This window comes from Pseudonocardia sp. (assembly GCF_050250275.1).
Lineage (GTDB): Bacteria > Actinomycetota > Actinomycetes > Mycobacteriales > Pseudonocardiaceae > Pseudonocardia.
In genome coordinates, this window is the sequence record NZ_JBFWOY010000004.1 from 208,567 (window position 1) to 225,278 (window position 16,712).

The following is a 16,712-nucleotide window of genomic DNA, read 5'->3' on the forward strand; positions in this document are numbered from 1 at the left end:
TGCCCGATGACGACGCACGCCCCGGAACGACCCTCTCCCGGTTCCGCCGACACGCCCGCCGTGGCGGCACCGTCGGCCGGCCTCCGCCGCGGCCTCTCGATCGCCGTCGTCCTCGGCGCCGTGCTGGTGCTCGTCACCGGGGTGCTGTGGATCGTCGCCGCCACCAGCGCCACCACCCGCGTCGCCGAGGACCGCGACGCCGCGCTCGTCGCCGCCCGGCAGGCCGCGGCCACGGTCACCTCGGTGGACAAGAACGACCCGAACGCCACCCTGGCCCGTTGGGAGTCCGTCGCCACCGACGCCCAGCTCGACGAGTTCCGCACCAGCCACGACCAGTACGCGCAGATGATCGGGCAGTTCCCGGCGAGCGCGCACGGCACCGTCACCGACGCCGCCGTCGGTGAGCTCGACGAGCGGGCCGGCACCGCCCGGGTGATCGTCGGCATGGACGTGGCCCTCGACGACGGCGGCAAGACCCCGCCCACCCGGCAGCGCCTCCAGATGCAGATGAAGCGCACCGACGACGGCTGGAAGGTCGTCAAGATCGCCCCGGTCGGCGGCGCGACCGGCTGAGCCGGTCCCGCGCCCCGTCCCGGTCCCCGAGGTCGACCGACTCCCAGGAGGTCACCGACATGCCCCCGACCCACCGCCGCCGCCCCCGCGTCGCCGGGCGCGTCCCCGCCGGCACCACCCCGCGCGCGAGCGACGAGCGCGACCGCGACGTGCGTGCCGAGGAGCCCGAGGCCGACGGCGGGCCCGGCCGCACCGCGCCGACCCGCCGCCCATCCCGCCCGCGCGGTGTCGCCGCGGTCCTGCCGCCCCGCGCGCGGCCCACGGAGGCACCAGAGAAGGCCGAAGCGCCCGAGCAGGCCGAGGCGCCCGAGGTCGTCGAGGAGGCTCCCGAGGCTCTCGCGGCGGACGAGCCGCCGGCCGCGGACGACCACACCGACGGCGGGGGAGCGCCCGGCAAGGGCTCGTTCCTGGACCGGTTGCCCGTCGCCACCACCCGCAAGGCGACGGTGCTCGTCGCGGCCGTCGCCGTCCTGCTGTTCGGTGCCGCCGCCTTCCTGGGTGTCTCCTGGTGGCGCACCGCGCACTCGGCGGCGGCCGAGAACACCGCGCTCGTCGACGTGGCCACCACCGCCCAGGTGTCCCAGCAGCTCGGTGACGCGGTGAAGAAGGTCTACTCCTTCGACTACACCCGGCTCGACCAGAACGAGAAGGCCGCCCGCGACGTCATCACCCCCGACTTCCGGGCCGCCTACGACACGCTGTTCGAGCAGGTCCGGACCCTCGGCACGCAGCAGCAGGCCGTCGTCACCGCGACCATCTCCCAGATCGCCGTCCGCGAGGTCCACGGCGACACCGCGGTCGCGGTCGTGTTCGTCGACCAGCAGGCGACCAGGGCCGCGGCGAGCGACGGGCAGACCCAGGCCGCGTCGGCGGGCCGGCTGACGGTCACGGGCAAGCTGGTCGACGGCGTCTGGAAGATCGCGGACGTGCAGGTCCTCTGACCCGGTGAGCGAGGGCCCGGGCGCAACCTCACGGTCGTCCGGGGGCGCCGACGGAACCGTGAGGTTGCGCGCGGGGTCTTCGCCGGTACCCCGGTCCGCGGGGTCCGCGGCCCGGCGCGTACCCTCGACGACGGTTCCACCGAAGACCGCAGGTCTGCGGGGCCGGGGCAGATGTCCCGGAACCGTACGAAGGTCCCGTGCACACGGGCGACCCGCGCAGGAGGACGAGGTTACGGGCCGTTGTGCCCCCACGCCCCGTGCGCTTCTGCGCCGGGGCGTTCGTCGTTACCCCGGGAGTCGGAGGCGGTGGATCGCACCGACACCGAGAGGAGGCACAGGAATGGCACGACCCGACAAGGTCGAGGCGGTCGACGAGATCGCCAACCGGTTCCGGGGCGCGACCGCCTCGGTGGTCACCGAGTACCGCGGCCTCACCGTGGCACAGCTTTCCGAGCTGCGCCGCTCGCTCGGCCCGGACGCCACGTTCCGCGTTGCCAAGAACACCCTGGTGAAGCGGGCGGCCGCGGATGCGGGCGTCGAGGGCCTCGACGCGCTGCTCACCGGCCCGACGGCCATCGCCTTCGTCAAGGGCGAGCCGGTCGACGCGGCCAAGGCGCTGCGCGACTTCGCCAAGGCGAACCAGGGCATGGTCATCAAGGGCGGCTTCATGGACGGTCGCCCGCTGACCGTCGCCGAGGTCAACCAGCTGGCCGACCTGGAGTCCCGCGAGGTCCTGCTGGCCAAGCTGGCCGGCGCGATGAAGGGCAACCTCGCGAAGGCCGCCGGCCTGTTCGCGGCGCCCGCGTCGCAGGTCGCGCGTCTCGCGCAGGCGCTCGCCGACAAGCGTGCCGCCGAGGGTGGGGAAGCCCCCGCCGCCGAGGCCGCGAGCGAGTCCGACGCCGCCGAGGCGTCCGAGTAACTCGGTGACCGGCGAGAGCCGATCACCCCACCCGTAGCTGTAACCGAGAAAGAGAGCCGACAATGGCGAAGCTGTCCACCGACGACCTGCTCGACGCGTTCAAGGAGCTCACGCTCATCGAGCTGTCGGAGTTCGTCAAGAAGTTCGAGGAGACCTTCGAGGTCACCGCGGCCGCCCCGGTCGCCGTCGCCGCCGCTGCCGGCCCCGCCGGTGCCCCGGCCGAGGCCGAGGCCGAGAAGGACGAGTTCAACGTCGTCCTCGACGCCGCCGGTGACAAGAAGATCCAGGTCATCAAGGTCGTCCGCGAGCTCGTCTCGGGCCTGGGCCTCAAGGAGGCCAAGGACCTCGTCGAGTCGGCCCCGAAGCCGATCCTCGAGGGTGTCGCCAAGGACGCCGCCGAGGCCGCCAAGGCGAAGCTCGAGGAGGCCGGCGCGAAGGTCAGCCTGAGCTGACGTCGTACCGCTTCACCGCCGAAGGGCGGCACCGGGTTCCGGTGCCGCCCTTCGGCCTTCGTGGGGGTGGTGGTCAGCGGCCGCGCAGCTCGCGGCGCAGCAGCTTGCCCGACGCGGTCTTGGGGATCTCGTCGAGCACCTCGACCTGGCGCGGGTACTTGTAGGCGGCCATCCGCGCCTTGGCGAACGCGATGAGCTCGGCGGGGGTCACGTCGTGCCCGGGGCGCAGGCTCACGAAGGCCTTGACGGTCTCGCCGCGGTACTCGTCGGGAACACCGACGACGGCGGCCTCACGGACGGCCTCGTGCTCGTAGAGGACGTCCTCGACCTCGCGGGGCCACACCTTGTACCCGCCGGCGTTGATCTGGTCCTTCTTGCGGTCGACGATGTAGAACCAGCCCTGGGCGTCCATGTAGCCGACGTCGCCGGTGCGCAGCTCGCCGTCCGGGAACGTCCGCGCCGTCTCCTCGGGCTTGCCCCAGTACCCGGAGACCACCTGGGGCCCGCGGATCGCGATCTCGCCGACCTCGCCCGGCGGCAGCTCCTGCCCGTCGTCGCCGACGATGCGGCAGCCGGTGTCGAACCAGGGGAGCCCCACCGACAGGGCCCCGGACGCGTCGTCGACGGGGGCGGAGGCGCCCAGCGGGACGGCGTGCGTGGGTGAGGTGGTCTCGGTGAGGCCGTAGATGTTGTGGATGTAGCGGCCGAACCGGCGTCGGAACGCCTCGACCGTGGACGGTGGGATGGGGGCCCCGCCCGACCACAGCTTCGTCATCGACGAGAAGTCGTCGGCGGTGGTTCCCTCGGCGTTCATGAGCGCGATGTAGACGGTGATCGACGCGACCGTGAACGTGGGCCGGTGTTCCCGGAGGGCGTCGACGGCCACGCCGGGCTCGAAGCGGTGGAACAGCACCAGGGGCGCGCCGGTGAGCATGGACAGCGCGATGCCGGCGACCAGTCCGGTGATGTGGAACAGCGGCGCGACGCCGTAGACGACGTCGCCGGGACCGATGGAGCACCACTGCCGGAAGGCCTCGGCGTTGAACGTCATGTTGGCGTGGCCGTTCATGGCGCCCTTGGGCGGTCCGGTGGTGCCGGAGGTGTAGGTGAGCATCGCGACGTCGTCGGCCGCGAGCGAGACCGGGGGAGGGGTGGCGTCGCGGAAGCGCTCCAGCAGCTCCGCGAGGTCCACGACGGACACCCCTGCGGGGGCGGGCTGTTCCTTCGCGGGGATGCGGGTGACGCCCGCGAAGAGGCGGGAGTCGTTGCGGGACTGGAACTCCAGCTCCGAGGTGGTGATGACGGTGCGGACCGGGGTGCGCTCCACGACCGATGCGGCGACGTCGCGGTAGAGCGACTCCAGCGTCACGAGGACGGTCGCCCCGGAGTCGCCCAGCAGCAGCTCGACCTCGCGCTCGCGGTTCATCGGGTTGACCGAGACGGCGACGGCGCCGGCCTTCCAGATGCCGACGAGCCCGATGACGAACTGGGGCACGTTCTGCAGGTAGAGGGCGACCCGGCCGCCGCGTTCGACGCCCGCGTCGAGCAGTGCGCAGGCGAAGGCGTCGGACAGGGTGTCGACGTCGCGTCGGGTGAGGCTGCCGTCGAAGTAGTGGATCGCGATGCCGTCGGGGTCTGCCTCGACGCCCCCGCGGAACATGCTCAGCGCGTCGGCGTACCCGGCCGTGACAGTGTGCGGCTTCCCCGGCTCGTAGAGCGCTGTCCACGGTGTGTCGGCGTACGCGGTCATCTGGCTCCTTCGCACTCGGCGGCGTCCACGGCGGCGCCGTCCGGAGCGGCTGATGCACCTGCATCGGCCGTGCGGCCGATCGTCAGTCGGGCCCTGTTGCGGTGTCAAGCTGGGTCCCGTCGCGCTGCGTGACCACGGCGCGGCCGCGACGCCCGGGTGTACCGCCCGTCGCTCGGACGAGCGGTAGGGTTGCGCCGGGGGTCGACCAGGCGGGCGGTCGTACCGCCTCCACGAGGGGTTGTCGCAGGCGGGAACGCTGCAGCCCGGCGCACCGCTCGGCGGGGCCCGGTGCCGGTCGTCGGGCGAAACAGACCACTTACCGACGGGTAGAGCCTTGACTCGGTGCGCCTGTCAGGTCACTCTTAGGTCTCGATGGTTCCCTAGCCGCGAGGCTCGGATACCCATCTCGACAGCGGCTGCGTTTGCGGCTAGACTGCCTCTTTGCGCTGCCTCCGCCCAGGTGACGTGTGCGCGCTGTCGAGAGTCTCCCCCATCAGGGGTGGTCCCGGCCGCGGATACGGAGCCTGGCCAGAGGCGTCGCGTCGACAACACAGACGGCGTCCATCGATCCTCGACCCAGCCCGACGATCGCCTGTCCGGACCTCCCGCCCGGACGGACCGAGCAGACGGTAGCGCCTGAGGCCCGGTGTACGCCAGACGAGAGCGTAGTTCTCGGAAGGACGCATCTTGGCTGTCTCCCGCGCCACCGTGACCACTGCGACCCCCGGCTCCGCCGTCTCGGCCAACCCGAGTTTCCCGGGTGCGCCGACCCGGGTGTCGTTCGCGAAGATCCGCGAACCGCTCGAGGTGCCCGACCTGCTCGACCTCCAGATCCAGTCGTTCGAATGGCTGATCGGGAGCGAGAACTGGTTCCAGCGTCGAATCGACGCCGGCGACGAGAGCCCGGCCGGTGGTCTCGAGGAGATCCTCACGGAGATTTCTCCGATCGAGGACTTCTCCGGCTCCATGTCCCTGTCGTTCTCGGACCCGCGCTTCGACGAGGTCAAGGCCTCCGTCGAGGAGTGCCGGGACAAGGACATGACCTACGGCGCCCCGCTGTTCGTCACGGCGGAGTTCACCAACAACACCACTGGCGAGATCAAGAGCCAGACGGTGTTCATGGGTGACTTCCCCGTGATGACCGACAAGGGCACGTTCATCATCAACGGCACCGAGCGCGTCGTCGTGTCGCAGCTCGTGCGGTCGCCCGGCGTGTACTTCGACCACGCCATCGACAAGACCACCGAGAAGGACGTCTACTCGGTCAAGATCATCCCGAGCCGCGGGGCGTGGCTCGAGTTCGACGTCGACAAGCGCGACACCGTCGGTGTCCGTATCGACCGCAAGCGCCGGCAGCCGGTCACGGTGCTGCTGAAGGCGCTGGGCTGGACCAACGAGCAGATCCAGGAGCGTTTCGGGTTCTCCGAGACGATCATGGCGACGTTGGAGAAGGACCACACCGCCGGGCAGGACGAGGCGCTGCTCGACATCTACCGCAAGCTGCGTCCGGGCGAGCCGCCCACGCGGGAGAGCGCGCAGACCCTGCTGGAGAACCTGTTCTTCAAGGACAAGCGCTACGACCTGGCCAAGGTCGGCCGGTACAAGGCCAACAAGAAGCTGGGCCTGGCCATCGAGAACTCGGTCGGCACGCTGACCGAGGAGGACATCGCCACGACCATCGAGTACCTCGTCCGGCTGCACGCCGGTGAGACCTCGATGCCCGGCGGTGGCACCGGTGCGGCGGGCATCCCCGGGGAGACCGTCCCCGTCGAGACCGACGACATCGACCACTTCGGCAACCGCCGCCTGCGTACCGTCGGCGAGCTCATCCAGAACCAGGTCCGCGTCGGCCTGTCCCGGATGGAGCGCGTGGTCCGTGAGCGGATGACGACGCAGGACGTCGAGGCGATCACGCCGCAGACCCTGATCAACATCCGGCCCGTCGTGGCCGCGATCAAGGAGTTCTTCGGCACCTCGCAGCTGTCGCAGTTCATGGACCAGCACAACCCGCTGGCCGGCCTGACGCACAAGCGGCGTCTGTCCGCGCTGGGCCCGGGTGGTCTGTCGCGTGAGCGGGCCGGCTTCGAGGTCCGCGACGTGCACCCGTCGCACTACGGCCGCATGTGTCCGATCGAGACCCCTGAAGGCCCGAACATCGGCCTGATCGGCTCGCTCTCCACGTTCGCGCAGGTCAACCCGTTCGGCTTCATCCAGACCCCGTACCGCAAGGTCGTCGACGGTGTCGTGACGGAGCAGATCGACTACCTGACCGCCGACGAGGAGGACCGCTACGTCGTCGCGCAGGCCAACGCGCCGCTCAACGACGACGGCTCCTTCACCGAGGAGCGCGTCCTGGTGCGCCGCAAGGGCGGCGAGGTCGACTACATCACCCCGGCAGGCGTCGAGTACATCGACGTCTCGCCGCGCCAGATGGTGTCGGTCGCGACGGCCCTGATCCCGTTCCTCGAGCACGACGACGCGAACCGCGCCCTGATGGGCGCGAACATGCAGCGTCAGTCGGTCCCGCTGCTGCGCAGCGAGTCCCCGCTCGTCGGTACGGGCATGGAGCTGCGTGCCGCGGTCGACGCCGGCGACGTGCTCGTGGCCGAGAAGGCCGGTGTGGTCGAGGAGCTGTGCGCCGACTACATCACCGTCATGGCCGACGAGGGCACCCGCCAGACGTACCGGCTCAACAAGTTCCGCCGGTCGAACCAGGGCACCTGCAACAACCAGAAGCCCATCGTCGACGAGGGGCAGCGGGTCGAGGTCGGGCAGGTCCTGGCCGACGGTCCCTGCACCGAGAACGGCGAGATGGCGCTCGGCAAGAACCTGCTCGTGGCGATCATGCCGTGGGAGGGCCACAACTACGAGGACGCGATCATCCTCTCGCAGCGCCTGGTGCAGGACGACGTCTTGACGTCGATCCACATCGAGGAGCACGAGATCGACGCCCGCGACACCAAGCTGGGCGCCGAGGAGATCACCCGGGACATCCCGAACGTCTCCGAGGAGGTCCTGGCCGACCTCGACGAGCGCGGCATCATCCGGATCGGCGCCGAGGTCCAGCCCGGCGACATCCTGGTCGGCAAGGTCACGCCCAAGGGCGAGACCGAGCTGACCCCGGAGGAGCGCCTGCTCCGTGCGATCTTCGGCGAGAAGGCGCGCGAGGTGCGCGACACGTCGCTGAAGGTGCCGCACGGCGAGAACGGCAAGGTCATCGGCATCCGGGTCTTCTCCCGCGACGACGACGACGAGCTGGCCCCCGGCGTCAACGAGCTGGTCCGGGTCTACGTCGCCCAGAAGCGCAAGATCCAGGACGGCGACAAGCTCGCCGGCCGCCACGGCAACAAGGGCGTCATCGGCAAGATCCTGCCCGCCGAGGACATGCCCTTCCTGCCCGACGGCACCCCGGTCGACATCATCCTCAACACCCACGGTGTCCCGCGTCGTATGAACATCGGCCAGGTCCTGGAGACCCACCTCGGGTGGATCGCCAAGTCCGGGTGGGAGATCGAGGGCAGGCCCGACTGGGCGTCGAAGATGCCCGACGAGCTCTACTCCGTCGCGCCGAACACGAACACGGCCACGCCGGTGTTCGACGGTGCCAAGGAGCAGGAGATCACCGGCCTGCTCGCGTCCACGCTGCCCAACCGCGACGGCGACCGCATGGTCGGCCCGGACGGCAAGGCGCAGCTGCTGGACGGGCGTTCGGGCGAGCCGTACCCGTTCCCGGTTGCTGTCGGCTACATGTACATCCTGAAGCTGGCGCACCTGGTGGACGACAAGATCCACGCTCGCTCCACCGGTCCGTACTCGATGATCACCCAGCAGCCGCTCGGCGGTAAGGCCCAGTTCGGTGGCCAGCGCTTCGGTGAGATGGAGTGCTGGGCGATGCAGGCCTACGGCGCGGCATACACGCTGCAGGAGCTGCTCACCATCAAGTCGGACGACGTGGTGGGCCGGGTCAAGGTCTACGAGGCCATCGTCAAGGGGGAGAACATCCCCGAGCCGGGCATCCCGGAGTCGTTCAAGGTGCTGCTGAAGGAACTTCAGTCGCTGTGCCTGAACGTCGAGGTGCTGTCCAGCGACGGTGCGGCCATCGAGATGCGCGACACCGACGACGAGGACCTCGAGCGGGCCGCGGCGAACCTGGGCATCAACCTGTCCAGCCGTCCGGGCTCCGACTCGATGACCGTCGACGACGTCGTCAACTGACCCTGCCCAGAGCCGAGTAACGAAGGAACAGAGGACTCACATAGTGCTCGACGTCAACTTCTTCGACGAGCTGCGCATCGGCCTGGCCACCGCCGAGGACATCCGCCAGTGGTCGCACGGCGAGGTCAAGAAGCCGGAGACCATCAACTACCGCACCCTGAAGCCGGAGAAGGACGGGCTCTTCTGCGAGAAGATCTTCGGTCCGACCCGCGACTGGGAGTGCTACTGCGGCAAGTACAAGCGCGTCCGCTTCAAGGGCATCATCTGTGAGCGCTGCGGCGTCGAGGTCACTCGCGCCAAGGTGCGTCGTGAGCGGATGGGCCACATCGAGCTGGCCGCTCCCGTCACGCACATCTGGTACTTCAAGGGCGTCCCCAGCCGGTTGGGCTACCTGCTCGACCTGGCGCCCAAGGACCTCGAGAAGATCATCTACTTCGCCGCGTACGTGATCACCTCGGTGAACGCCGAGCTGCGCCACAACGACCTGTCGACGCTCGAGAACGAGATGACCGTCGAGCGCAAGAAGGTCGAGCAGCGCCGCGACGCCGACCTGGAGGCCCGGGCCCAGAAGCTCGAGGGCGACCTGGCCGAGCTCGAGGCCGAGGGTGCGAAGAGCGACGTCCGCCGCAAGGTCAAGGAGGGTGGCGAGCGCGAGATGCGCCAGCTCCGTGACCGGGCGCAGCGCGAGCTGGACCGGCTCGACGAGATCTGGACGACGTTCTCCAAGCTCGACGTGCAGCAGCTGATCGCCGATGAGGGGCTCTACCGCGAGCTCTACGACCGCTACGGCGACTACTTCACCGGGTCCATGGGCGCCGAGGCGATCCAGACCCTGCTGCAGAACTTCGACATCCCGGCCGAGGCCGAGAACCTGCGGGAGACCATCCGCAGCGGCAAGGGGCAGAAGAAGCTCCGCGCCCTCAAGCGCCTCAAGGTCGTCGCCGCGTTCCAGATGACGGGCAACAGCCCCATGGGGATGGTGCTCGACTGCGTCCCGGTCATCCCGCCGGACCTGCGCCCCATGGTGCAGCTCGACGGTGGCCGCTTCGCGACGTCGGACCTCAACGACCTGTACCGCCGGGTCATCAACCGCAACAACCGCCTCAAGCGACTGATCGACCTCGGCGCCCCCGAGATCATCGTCAACAACGAGAAGCGGATGCTGCAGGAGGCCGTCGACGCGCTGTTCGACAACGGCCGCCGCGGCCGGCCGGTGACGGGGCCGGGCAACCGCCCGCTCAAGTCGCTGTCCGACCTGCTCAAGGGCAAGCAGGGCCGGTTCCGTCAGAACCTGCTCGGCAAGCGTGTCGACTACTCGGGCCGTTCGGTCATCGTCGTCGGCCCGCAGCTGAAGCTGCACCAGTGCGGTCTGCCCAAGCAGATGGCGCTGGAGCTCTTCAAGCCCTTCGTGATGAAGCGGCTCGTGGATCTCAACCACGCGCAGAACATCAAGTCCGCCAAGCGGATGGTCGAGCGTGGCCGTTCGCAGGTGTGGGACGTGCTCGAAGAGGTCATCTCCGAGCACCCGGTGCTGCTCAACCGCGCGCCGACCCTGCACCGCCTGGGTATCCAGGCCTTCGAGCCGCAGCTGGTCGAGGGCAAGGCCATCCAGCTGCACCCGCTGGTCTGTGAGGCGTTCAACGCGGACTTCGACGGTGACCAGATGGCGGTGCACCTGCCGCTGTCGGCCGAGGCGCAGTCCGAGGCCCGGGTGCTGATGCTCTCGAGCAACAACATCCTCTCGCCCGCGTCGGGTCGTCCGCTCGCCATGCCGCGTCTGGACATGGTCACCGGGCTCTACCACCTGAGCCGCGAGCGCAAGGACGCGTTCGGGGCCGGGAACGTCTACGGCTCGGTCGCCGAGGCGATCATGGCCTACGACCGCAAGGTCCTCCACCTGCAGGCGCCGATCAAGATCCGGCTCCCCGGGGTGGAGCCGATCCCCGGTATCGAGGTGCCCGAGGGCGAGGTCTGGCTGGCGGAGACGACGCTGGGTCGCGTGCTCTTCAACGAGCTGCTCCCGGCCGGGTACCCGTTCGTCAACGAGCCGCTGCCCAAGAAGCGTCAGGCCGCGATCATCAACGACCTGGCCGAGCGGTACTCGATGACCGAGGTCGCGCAGTGCCTCGACCGCCTCAAGGACGCCGGCTTCTACTGGGCCACCCGGTCCGGCGTCACGATGGCGATCTCCGACGTCGTGGTCCCGCCCAACAAGCAGGAGATCCTCGACGGCTACGAGGCCAAGGCCGACCAGGTCAACAAGCGTTACCAGCGTGGTGCACTCAGCCACCAGGAGCGCAACGACGAGATGGTCAAGATCTGGACCCAGGCGTCCGAAGAGGTCGCCAAGGCCATGGAGGACAACTTCCCCGAGGACAACCCGATCCCCACGATCGTGAAGTCCGGGGCCGCGGGCAACATGACCCAGGTCCGGCAGCTCGCCGGTATGCGTGGTCTGGTCGCGAACCCCAAGGGTGAGTACATCCCCCGCCCGATCAAGGCCAACTTCCGTGAGGGCCTGTCGGTGCTGGAGTACTTCATCTCCACGCACGGCACCCGCAAGGGTCTGGCGGACACCGCGCTGCGGACCGCCGACTCGGGCTACCTCACCCGTCGTCTGGTCGACGTGTCGCAGGACGTCATCGTCCGCGAGATCGACTGCGGCACCTCGCGTTCGGTCGCCATGACCGTCACCGAGGAGACCAGCGACGGCACGCTCATCCCGCACCGCTACATCCGCACGTCGGTGTACGCGCGCTGCTCGGCGGAAGAGGTCGTGGGCCCCGACGGCGAGGTGATCGTCGCTCGCGGCGGCGACCTCGGCGACCCGGCCCTCGAGGCGCTGGTCGCGGCCGGCGTCCGCAGGATCAAGGTGCGCAGCGCCCTGACCTGCGAGTCGGCCACCGGCATCTGCGCCACGTGCTACGGCCGCTCCATGGCCACCGGCAAGCTGGTCGACGTGGGCGAGGCCGTCGGTATCGTCGCCGCGCAGTCGATCGGTGAGCCCGGCACGCAGCTGACGATGCGTACGTTCCACCAGGGTGGCGTCGCGGGCGACGACATCACGACCGGTCTGCCCCGTGTCACCGAGCTCTTCGAGGCCCGGGTCCCCAAGGGCAAGGCACCGATCGCCGACGTCGACGGCCGCATCCGCATCGAGGACGGCGACCGGTTCTGGAAGATCACCCTCACCCCGGACGACGGGGGCGAGGAGATCGTCTACGAGAAGCTGTCCAAGCGGCAGTGGCTGGCCATGACCACGGTCGACGGCCAGGAGCGTCCGCTGGCCGACGGCGACCACGTGCACGTGGGCCAGTTGCTCCTCGAGGGCACGGCCGACCCGCACGAGGTGCTGCGTGTCATGGGCCCGCGCGAGGTGCAGCTGCACCTCGTGGCGGAGGTCCAGAAGGTGTACCGCACGCAGAGCGTGGACATCCACGACAAGCACATCGAGGTCATCGTCCGGCAGATGCTGCGCCGGGTGACGATCATCGACTCGGGTGCGACGGAGTTCCTGCCGGGCGCGCTCGCCGAGCGTGGCGAGTTCGAGTCGGAGAACCGTCGGGTGGTCGCCGAGGGCAACGAGCCGGCCTCCGGCCGTCCGGTGCTCATGGGGATCACGAAGGCCTCGCTGGCCACGGAGTCGTGGCTGTCCGCGGCCTCGTTCCAGGAGACCACCCGCATCCTCACCGATGCCGCGATCAACGGCAAGCGCGACAAGCTCGTCGGGCTGAAGGAGAACGTGATCATCGGCAAGCTGATCCCGGCTGGTACGGGTATCGGCAGGTACCGCAACATCCAGGTCCAGCCGACGGAGGAGGCCCGCGCGGCCGCCTACGCGCTGCCGAACTACGACGACGGCTACTACAGCCCCGACGTGTTCGGCACGGGCACCGGTGCCGCGGTGCCGCTGGACGACTACGACTTCGGGCGCGACTTCCGCTAGGAGGGTGCCGGGGAGTTCCGGCCGCTGCGACGCCCGCGCGTCGCAGCACCGGTCCGGACTCCTCGGCACGCTCCTCGGATGTCGTGACGGGGCCCGCGACGGTGGGCCCCGCCCCGAGGACGGTCCCGGACGGGGCCGGACACTGCTCTCCCGTGGCGGTGTCCGGCCCCGTCCGGCGTTTCCGGGCTGTTCCGATGCAGTCCGCGTGGGTGTCGAAGGCCCGTTGGGCCGGAACCCGTTGTCCACCAACGGCTGCGGCGTCCACCCGCTGCGGGGGCCGGATCGCCGCCCGCCCTGGACGCGCGGGTTCACCGCGGTGTCGCATCGCCGTGTGGATCCGGCCGGTGATCGGGAATCCCTGGCTTCGTGCGTGCGTTGTGCACAAGGACAGCAGGGGATCTGCAGGTTCTGAGGTGCGACGAACGGACGTTCGCGAGCGGCGAGCGGGTGAGTCGGCTTGCGAGGACCGCGGTCCTCGGGCACGCTGCGGGGACCGACGGTCGCCACATCGGACCCGTTTTGACCCTCTCGTCAGAGGGCGGGTACTCTGTTGTCTTGCGCTCGACCATGGTCGGGTAGCTCCGTGTGCTGTCGTCCCGGCGCGCCGGCCCCCAGGGGTTCTGGCAGTGCCGATCGGTCCAGCCACGGCCGCTCGGACTCCCGTCAGGGTTTCCCCGCCCTGGAGTGGGGTTCACCGAGCGCGACACGCCCGACCTCGGGATACGGAAGCCGCAGGCTCTCCGTGCCCCGGGCAGAACGAGCAAGTACAGCCGAGCACGCCGACGGGAAGAAGCACACGGTCCATGCCCACGATCCAGCAGCTGGTCCGCAAGGGCCGCCAGGACAAGGTCGCCAAGACCAAGACCGCCGCGCTCAAGGGCAGCCCCCAGCGCCGCGGGGTCTGCACGCGCGTGTACACGACGACCCCCAAGAAGCCGAACTCCGCGCTGCGCAAGGTCGCCCGCGTCCGCCTGTCCAGCCTGATCGAGGTCACGGCCTACATCCCGGGTGAGGGCCACAACCTGCAGGAGCACAGCATCGTGCTCGTTCGCGGCGGCCGTGTGAAGGACCTGCCCGGCGTTCGCTACAAGATCGTCCGCGGTTCGCTCGACACGCAGGGCGTGAAGAACCGCAAGCAGGCTCGCAGCCGGTACGGCGCGAAGAAGGAGAAGAGCTGATGCCCCGCAAGGGTCCCGCCCCGAAGCGGCCGTTGGTCTCCGACCCCGTGTTCAGCTCGCCGCTGGTCACCCAGCTGGTGAACAAGGTCCTCAAGGACGGCAAGCGCTCCCTCGCCGAGCGCATCGTGTACGCCGCGCTCGAGGGCACCCGGGAGAAGACCGGCACCGACCCCGTCGTGACGCTGAAGCGCGCGCTGGACAACGTGAAGCCGGCCCTCGAGGTCCGCAGCCGCCGTGTCGGTGGCGCGACCTACCAGGTCCCGGTCGAGGTCCGCGCGACCCGGCAGACGACGCTGGGCCTGCGCTGGCTGGTGTCCTACGCCGGCCAGCGCCGCGAGAAGACCATGGTCGAGCGACTCATGAACGAGCTTCTCGACGCGAGCAACGGCCTCGGCGCCAGCGTCAAGCGGCGCGAGGACATGCACAAGATGGCGGAGTCGAACAAGGCCTTCGCCCACTACCGCTGGTGACGGGCCGACCGTCCGCGCCAACCTGGTCTAGGGAGAGCTGAGCAGTGGCAGCACAGGACGTGCTGACGGACCTCACCAAGGTCCGCAACATCGGCATCATGGCTCACATCGACGCCGGTAAGACCACCACCACCGAGCGGATCCTGTACTACACCGGGATCAACTACAAGATCGGTGAGGTCCACGACGGCGCGGCCACGATGGACTGGATGGAGGAGGAGCAGAAGCGCGGCATCACGATCACGTCTGCCGCGACGACCTGCTTCTGGAAAGACCACCAGATCAACATCATCGACACCCCCGGGCACGTCGACTTCACCGTCGAGGTGGAGCGCAACCTCCGGGTGCTCGACGGCGCGGTCGCGGTCTTCGACGGCAAGGAGGGGGTCGAGCCGCAGTCCGAGCAGGTCTGGCGGCAGGCCACCAAGTACGACGTCCCGCGCATCTGCTTCGTCAACAAGATGGACAAGCTCGGTGCGGACTTCTACTTCACCGTGAGCACCATCAAGGACCGTCTGGGTGCCACGCCGCTGCCGCTGCAGCTGCCGATCGGCGCGGAGAACGACTTCATCGGAGTCGTCGACCTCGTCGAGATGCGCGCGCTGACCTGGCGCGGGGACGTCCAGAAGGGCGAGGACTACGCGATCGAGGAGATCCCGGCCGATCTCGTCGAGAAGGCCGCGGAGTACCGCACCGCGCTGGTCGAGGCCGTCGCCGAGACCGACGACGAGCTCATGGAGCTCTACCTCGGTGGCGAGGATCTCACGGTCGACCAGATCAAGCACGGCATCCGCCGGATCGTGAACGGTCGCATCGCCTACCCGGTGCTGTGCGGTTCCGCGTTCAAGAACAAAGGCGTCCAGCCCATGCTCGACGCGGTGATCGACTACCTGCCGGCTCCGTCGGACCTGCCGCCCGTCGAGGGCACGCTGCCCGACGGCGAGACCCCGGCGTTCCGCAAGCCGGAGAAGGACGAGCCGTTCTCGGCGCTGGCCTTCAAGATCGCCGCGCACCCGTTCTTCGGCAAGCTCACCTACATCCGGGTCTACTCGGGTCGGGTCGCCGCCGGTTCGCAGGTCGTGAACTCGACCAAGGACCGCAAGGAGCGCATCGGGAAGATCTTCCAGATGCACGCCAACAAGGAGAACCCCGTCGATGAGGCCCTGGTGGGTCACATCTACGCGGTGATCGGTCTCAAGGACACGACCACGGGCGAGACGCTCTGCGACCCGCAGCAGCCGATCGTGCTCGAGTCGATGACCTTCCCGGACCCGGTCATCCAGGTGGCGGTCGAGCCGAAGACCAAGGCCGACCAGGAGAAGCTGGGCATCGCGATCCAGAAGCTGGCCGAAGAGGACCCGACGTTCCAGGTCAGCCTGGACCAGGAGTCCGGCCAGACCATCCTGGCGGGTATGGGCGAGCTGCACCTCGAGGTGCTCGTCAACCGGATGAAGAGCGACTACAAGGTCGAGGCCAACATCGGCAAGCCTCAGGTCGCCTACCGCGAGACGATCCGCAAGACGGTCGACAAGTACGAGTACACGCACAAGAAGCAGACCGGTGGTTCGGGTCAGTTCGCCCGCGTCATCATCAAGCTCGAGCCGCTCAACACGGCCGACGGTGCGCTGTACGAGTTCGACAACAAGGTCAGCGGCGGTCGCATCCCGCGGGAGTACATCCCGTCGGTCGACGCCGGGGCCCAGGACGCCATGCAGTACGGCGTGCTGGCCGGGTACCCGCTGACGGGCATCAAGCTGACGCTCCTCGACGGCCAGTACCACGAGGTCGACTCCTCGGAAATGGCGTTCAAGGTCGCCGGCTCGATGGCGCTCAGGGAGGCGGCCCGCAAGGCCGACCCGGCCATCCTCGAGCCGATGATGGCGGTCGAGGTCACCACGCCCGAGGACTACATGGGCGACGTGATCGGCGACCTGAACTCCCGCCGTGGTCAGATTCAGGCCATGGAGGAGCGGGCGGGCGCCCGCGTCATCAAGGCGGTCGTCCCACTCTCCGAGATGTTCGGCTACGTCGGCGACCTGCGGTCGCGGACCCAGGGCCGGGCCAACTACACGATGGTCTTCGACTCCTACGCAGAGGTTCCCTCCAGCGTGGCCAAGGAGATCATCGCGAAGGCGACGGGCGAGTAAGAGGCTCCGGCCGCGGGCCTGTAAGGTCCGCGGCCCGGTGGCTCGTCACCCGTCACCACACGGCGCCGGACCCCGGCTCCACCCCCCAAGACCTGCCGTCAGCACGGCGGACTCAAGTACT

The 16,712-nt window shown here is 69.2% G+C and carries 10 protein-coding genes; 9 read left to right on the forward strand and 1 reads right to left on the reverse strand.

All coding sequences use genetic code 11. The features are described from left to right. The first annotated feature begins 6 nt into the window (after positions 1–6). From AB7F12_RS06235 to rplL, 4 genes are all read left to right on the forward strand, one after another. Positions 7–573: a hypothetical protein gene (locus tag AB7F12_RS06235; RefSeq protein ID WP_428498773.1), complete on the forward strand. Its 567-nt coding sequence runs from the start codon at positions 7–9 to the stop codon at positions 571–573. Positions 574–632: 59 nt separating this feature from the next. Then, the gene (locus AB7F12_RS06240) at positions 633–1,514 is read left to right on the forward strand and encodes a hypothetical protein (protein ID WP_428498772.1); all 882 of its coding nucleotides are present in this window, start codon (positions 633–635) and stop codon (positions 1,512–1,514) included. Positions 1,515–1,854: 340 nt separating this feature from the next. Further along, positions 1,855–2,433: a 50S ribosomal protein L10 gene (gene rplJ / locus AB7F12_RS06245; RefSeq protein ID WP_428498771.1), complete on the forward strand. Its 579-nt coding sequence runs from the start codon at positions 1,855–1,857 to the stop codon at positions 2,431–2,433. 62 nt (positions 2,434–2,495) lie between these two features. After that, positions 2,496–2,885: a 50S ribosomal protein L7/L12 gene (gene rplL, locus AB7F12_RS06250; protein ID WP_428498770.1), complete on the forward strand. Its 390-nt coding sequence runs from the start codon at positions 2,496–2,498 to the stop codon at positions 2,883–2,885. Positions 2,886–2,958: 73 nt separating this feature from the next. Here rplL and AB7F12_RS06255 read toward each other — a convergent pair whose 3' ends face one another. Beyond that, positions 2,959–4,635, reverse strand: a complete 1,677-nt coding sequence (locus AB7F12_RS06255) for an AMP-binding protein (RefSeq protein ID WP_428498769.1) — start codon at positions 4,633–4,635, stop codon at positions 2,959–2,961. Between the two features lie 687 nt (positions 4,636–5,322). Here AB7F12_RS06255 and AB7F12_RS06260 point away from each other — a divergent pair. From AB7F12_RS06260 to fusA, 5 genes are all read left to right on the forward strand, one after another. Further along, the gene (locus tag AB7F12_RS06260; protein ID WP_428498768.1) at positions 5,323–8,850 is read left to right on the forward strand and encodes a DNA-directed RNA polymerase subunit beta; all 3,528 of its coding nucleotides are present in this window, start codon (positions 5,323–5,325) and stop codon (positions 8,848–8,850) included. 43 nt (positions 8,851–8,893) lie between these two features. Further along, the gene (locus AB7F12_RS06265) at positions 8,894–12,796 is read left to right on the forward strand and encodes a DNA-directed RNA polymerase subunit beta' (protein ID WP_428498767.1); all 3,903 of its coding nucleotides are present in this window, start codon (positions 8,894–8,896) and stop codon (positions 12,794–12,796) included. An 803-nt stretch (positions 12,797–13,599) separates the two neighbouring features. Then, a complete protein-coding gene (gene rpsL / locus AB7F12_RS06270) occupies positions 13,600–13,974 on the forward strand; it encodes a 30S ribosomal protein S12 (RefSeq protein ID WP_013677469.1) in 375 nt (124 codons plus the stop codon). Beyond that, positions 13,974–14,444: a 30S ribosomal protein S7 gene (gene rpsG / locus AB7F12_RS06275; protein ID WP_147113133.1), complete on the forward strand. Its 471-nt coding sequence runs from the start codon at positions 13,974–13,976 to the stop codon at positions 14,442–14,444. The genes rpsL and rpsG overlap by 1 nt, the downstream gene beginning before the upstream one ends. 44 nt (positions 14,445–14,488) lie before the next feature. Then, positions 14,489–16,591: an elongation factor G gene (fusA, locus tag AB7F12_RS06280; protein WP_428502320.1), complete on the forward strand. Its 2,103-nt coding sequence runs from the start codon at positions 14,489–14,491 to the stop codon at positions 16,589–16,591. The last annotated feature ends 121 nt before the right edge of the window (positions 16,592–16,712 follow it).

What these genes read in the sequence shown, in the direction of transcription:
- AB7F12_RS06235 (WP_428498773.1), top strand. Translation starts at nt 7, where the DNA reads ATGACGACGCACGCCCCGGAACGACCCTCTCCCGGTTCCGCCGACACG.
- AB7F12_RS06240 (WP_428498772.1), top strand. Translation starts at nt 633, where the DNA reads ATGCCCCCGACCCACCGCCGCCGCCCCCGCGTCGCCGGGCGCGTCCCC.
- rplJ (WP_428498771.1), top strand. Translation starts at nt 1,855, where the DNA reads ATGGCACGACCCGACAAGGTCGAGGCGGTCGACGAGATCGCCAACCGG.
- rplL (WP_428498770.1), top strand. Translation starts at nt 2,496, where the DNA reads ATGGCGAAGCTGTCCACCGACGACCTGCTCGACGCGTTCAAGGAGCTC.
- AB7F12_RS06255 (WP_428498769.1), bottom strand. Translation starts at nt 4,635, where the DNA reads ATGACCGCGTACGCCGACACACCGTGGACAGCGCTCTACGAGCCGGGG.
- rpsL (WP_013677469.1), top strand. Translation starts at nt 13,600, where the DNA reads ATGCCCACGATCCAGCAGCTGGTCCGCAAGGGCCGCCAGGACAAGGTC.
- rpsG (WP_147113133.1), top strand. Translation starts at nt 13,974, where the DNA reads ATGCCCCGCAAGGGTCCCGCCCCGAAGCGGCCGTTGGTCTCCGACCCC.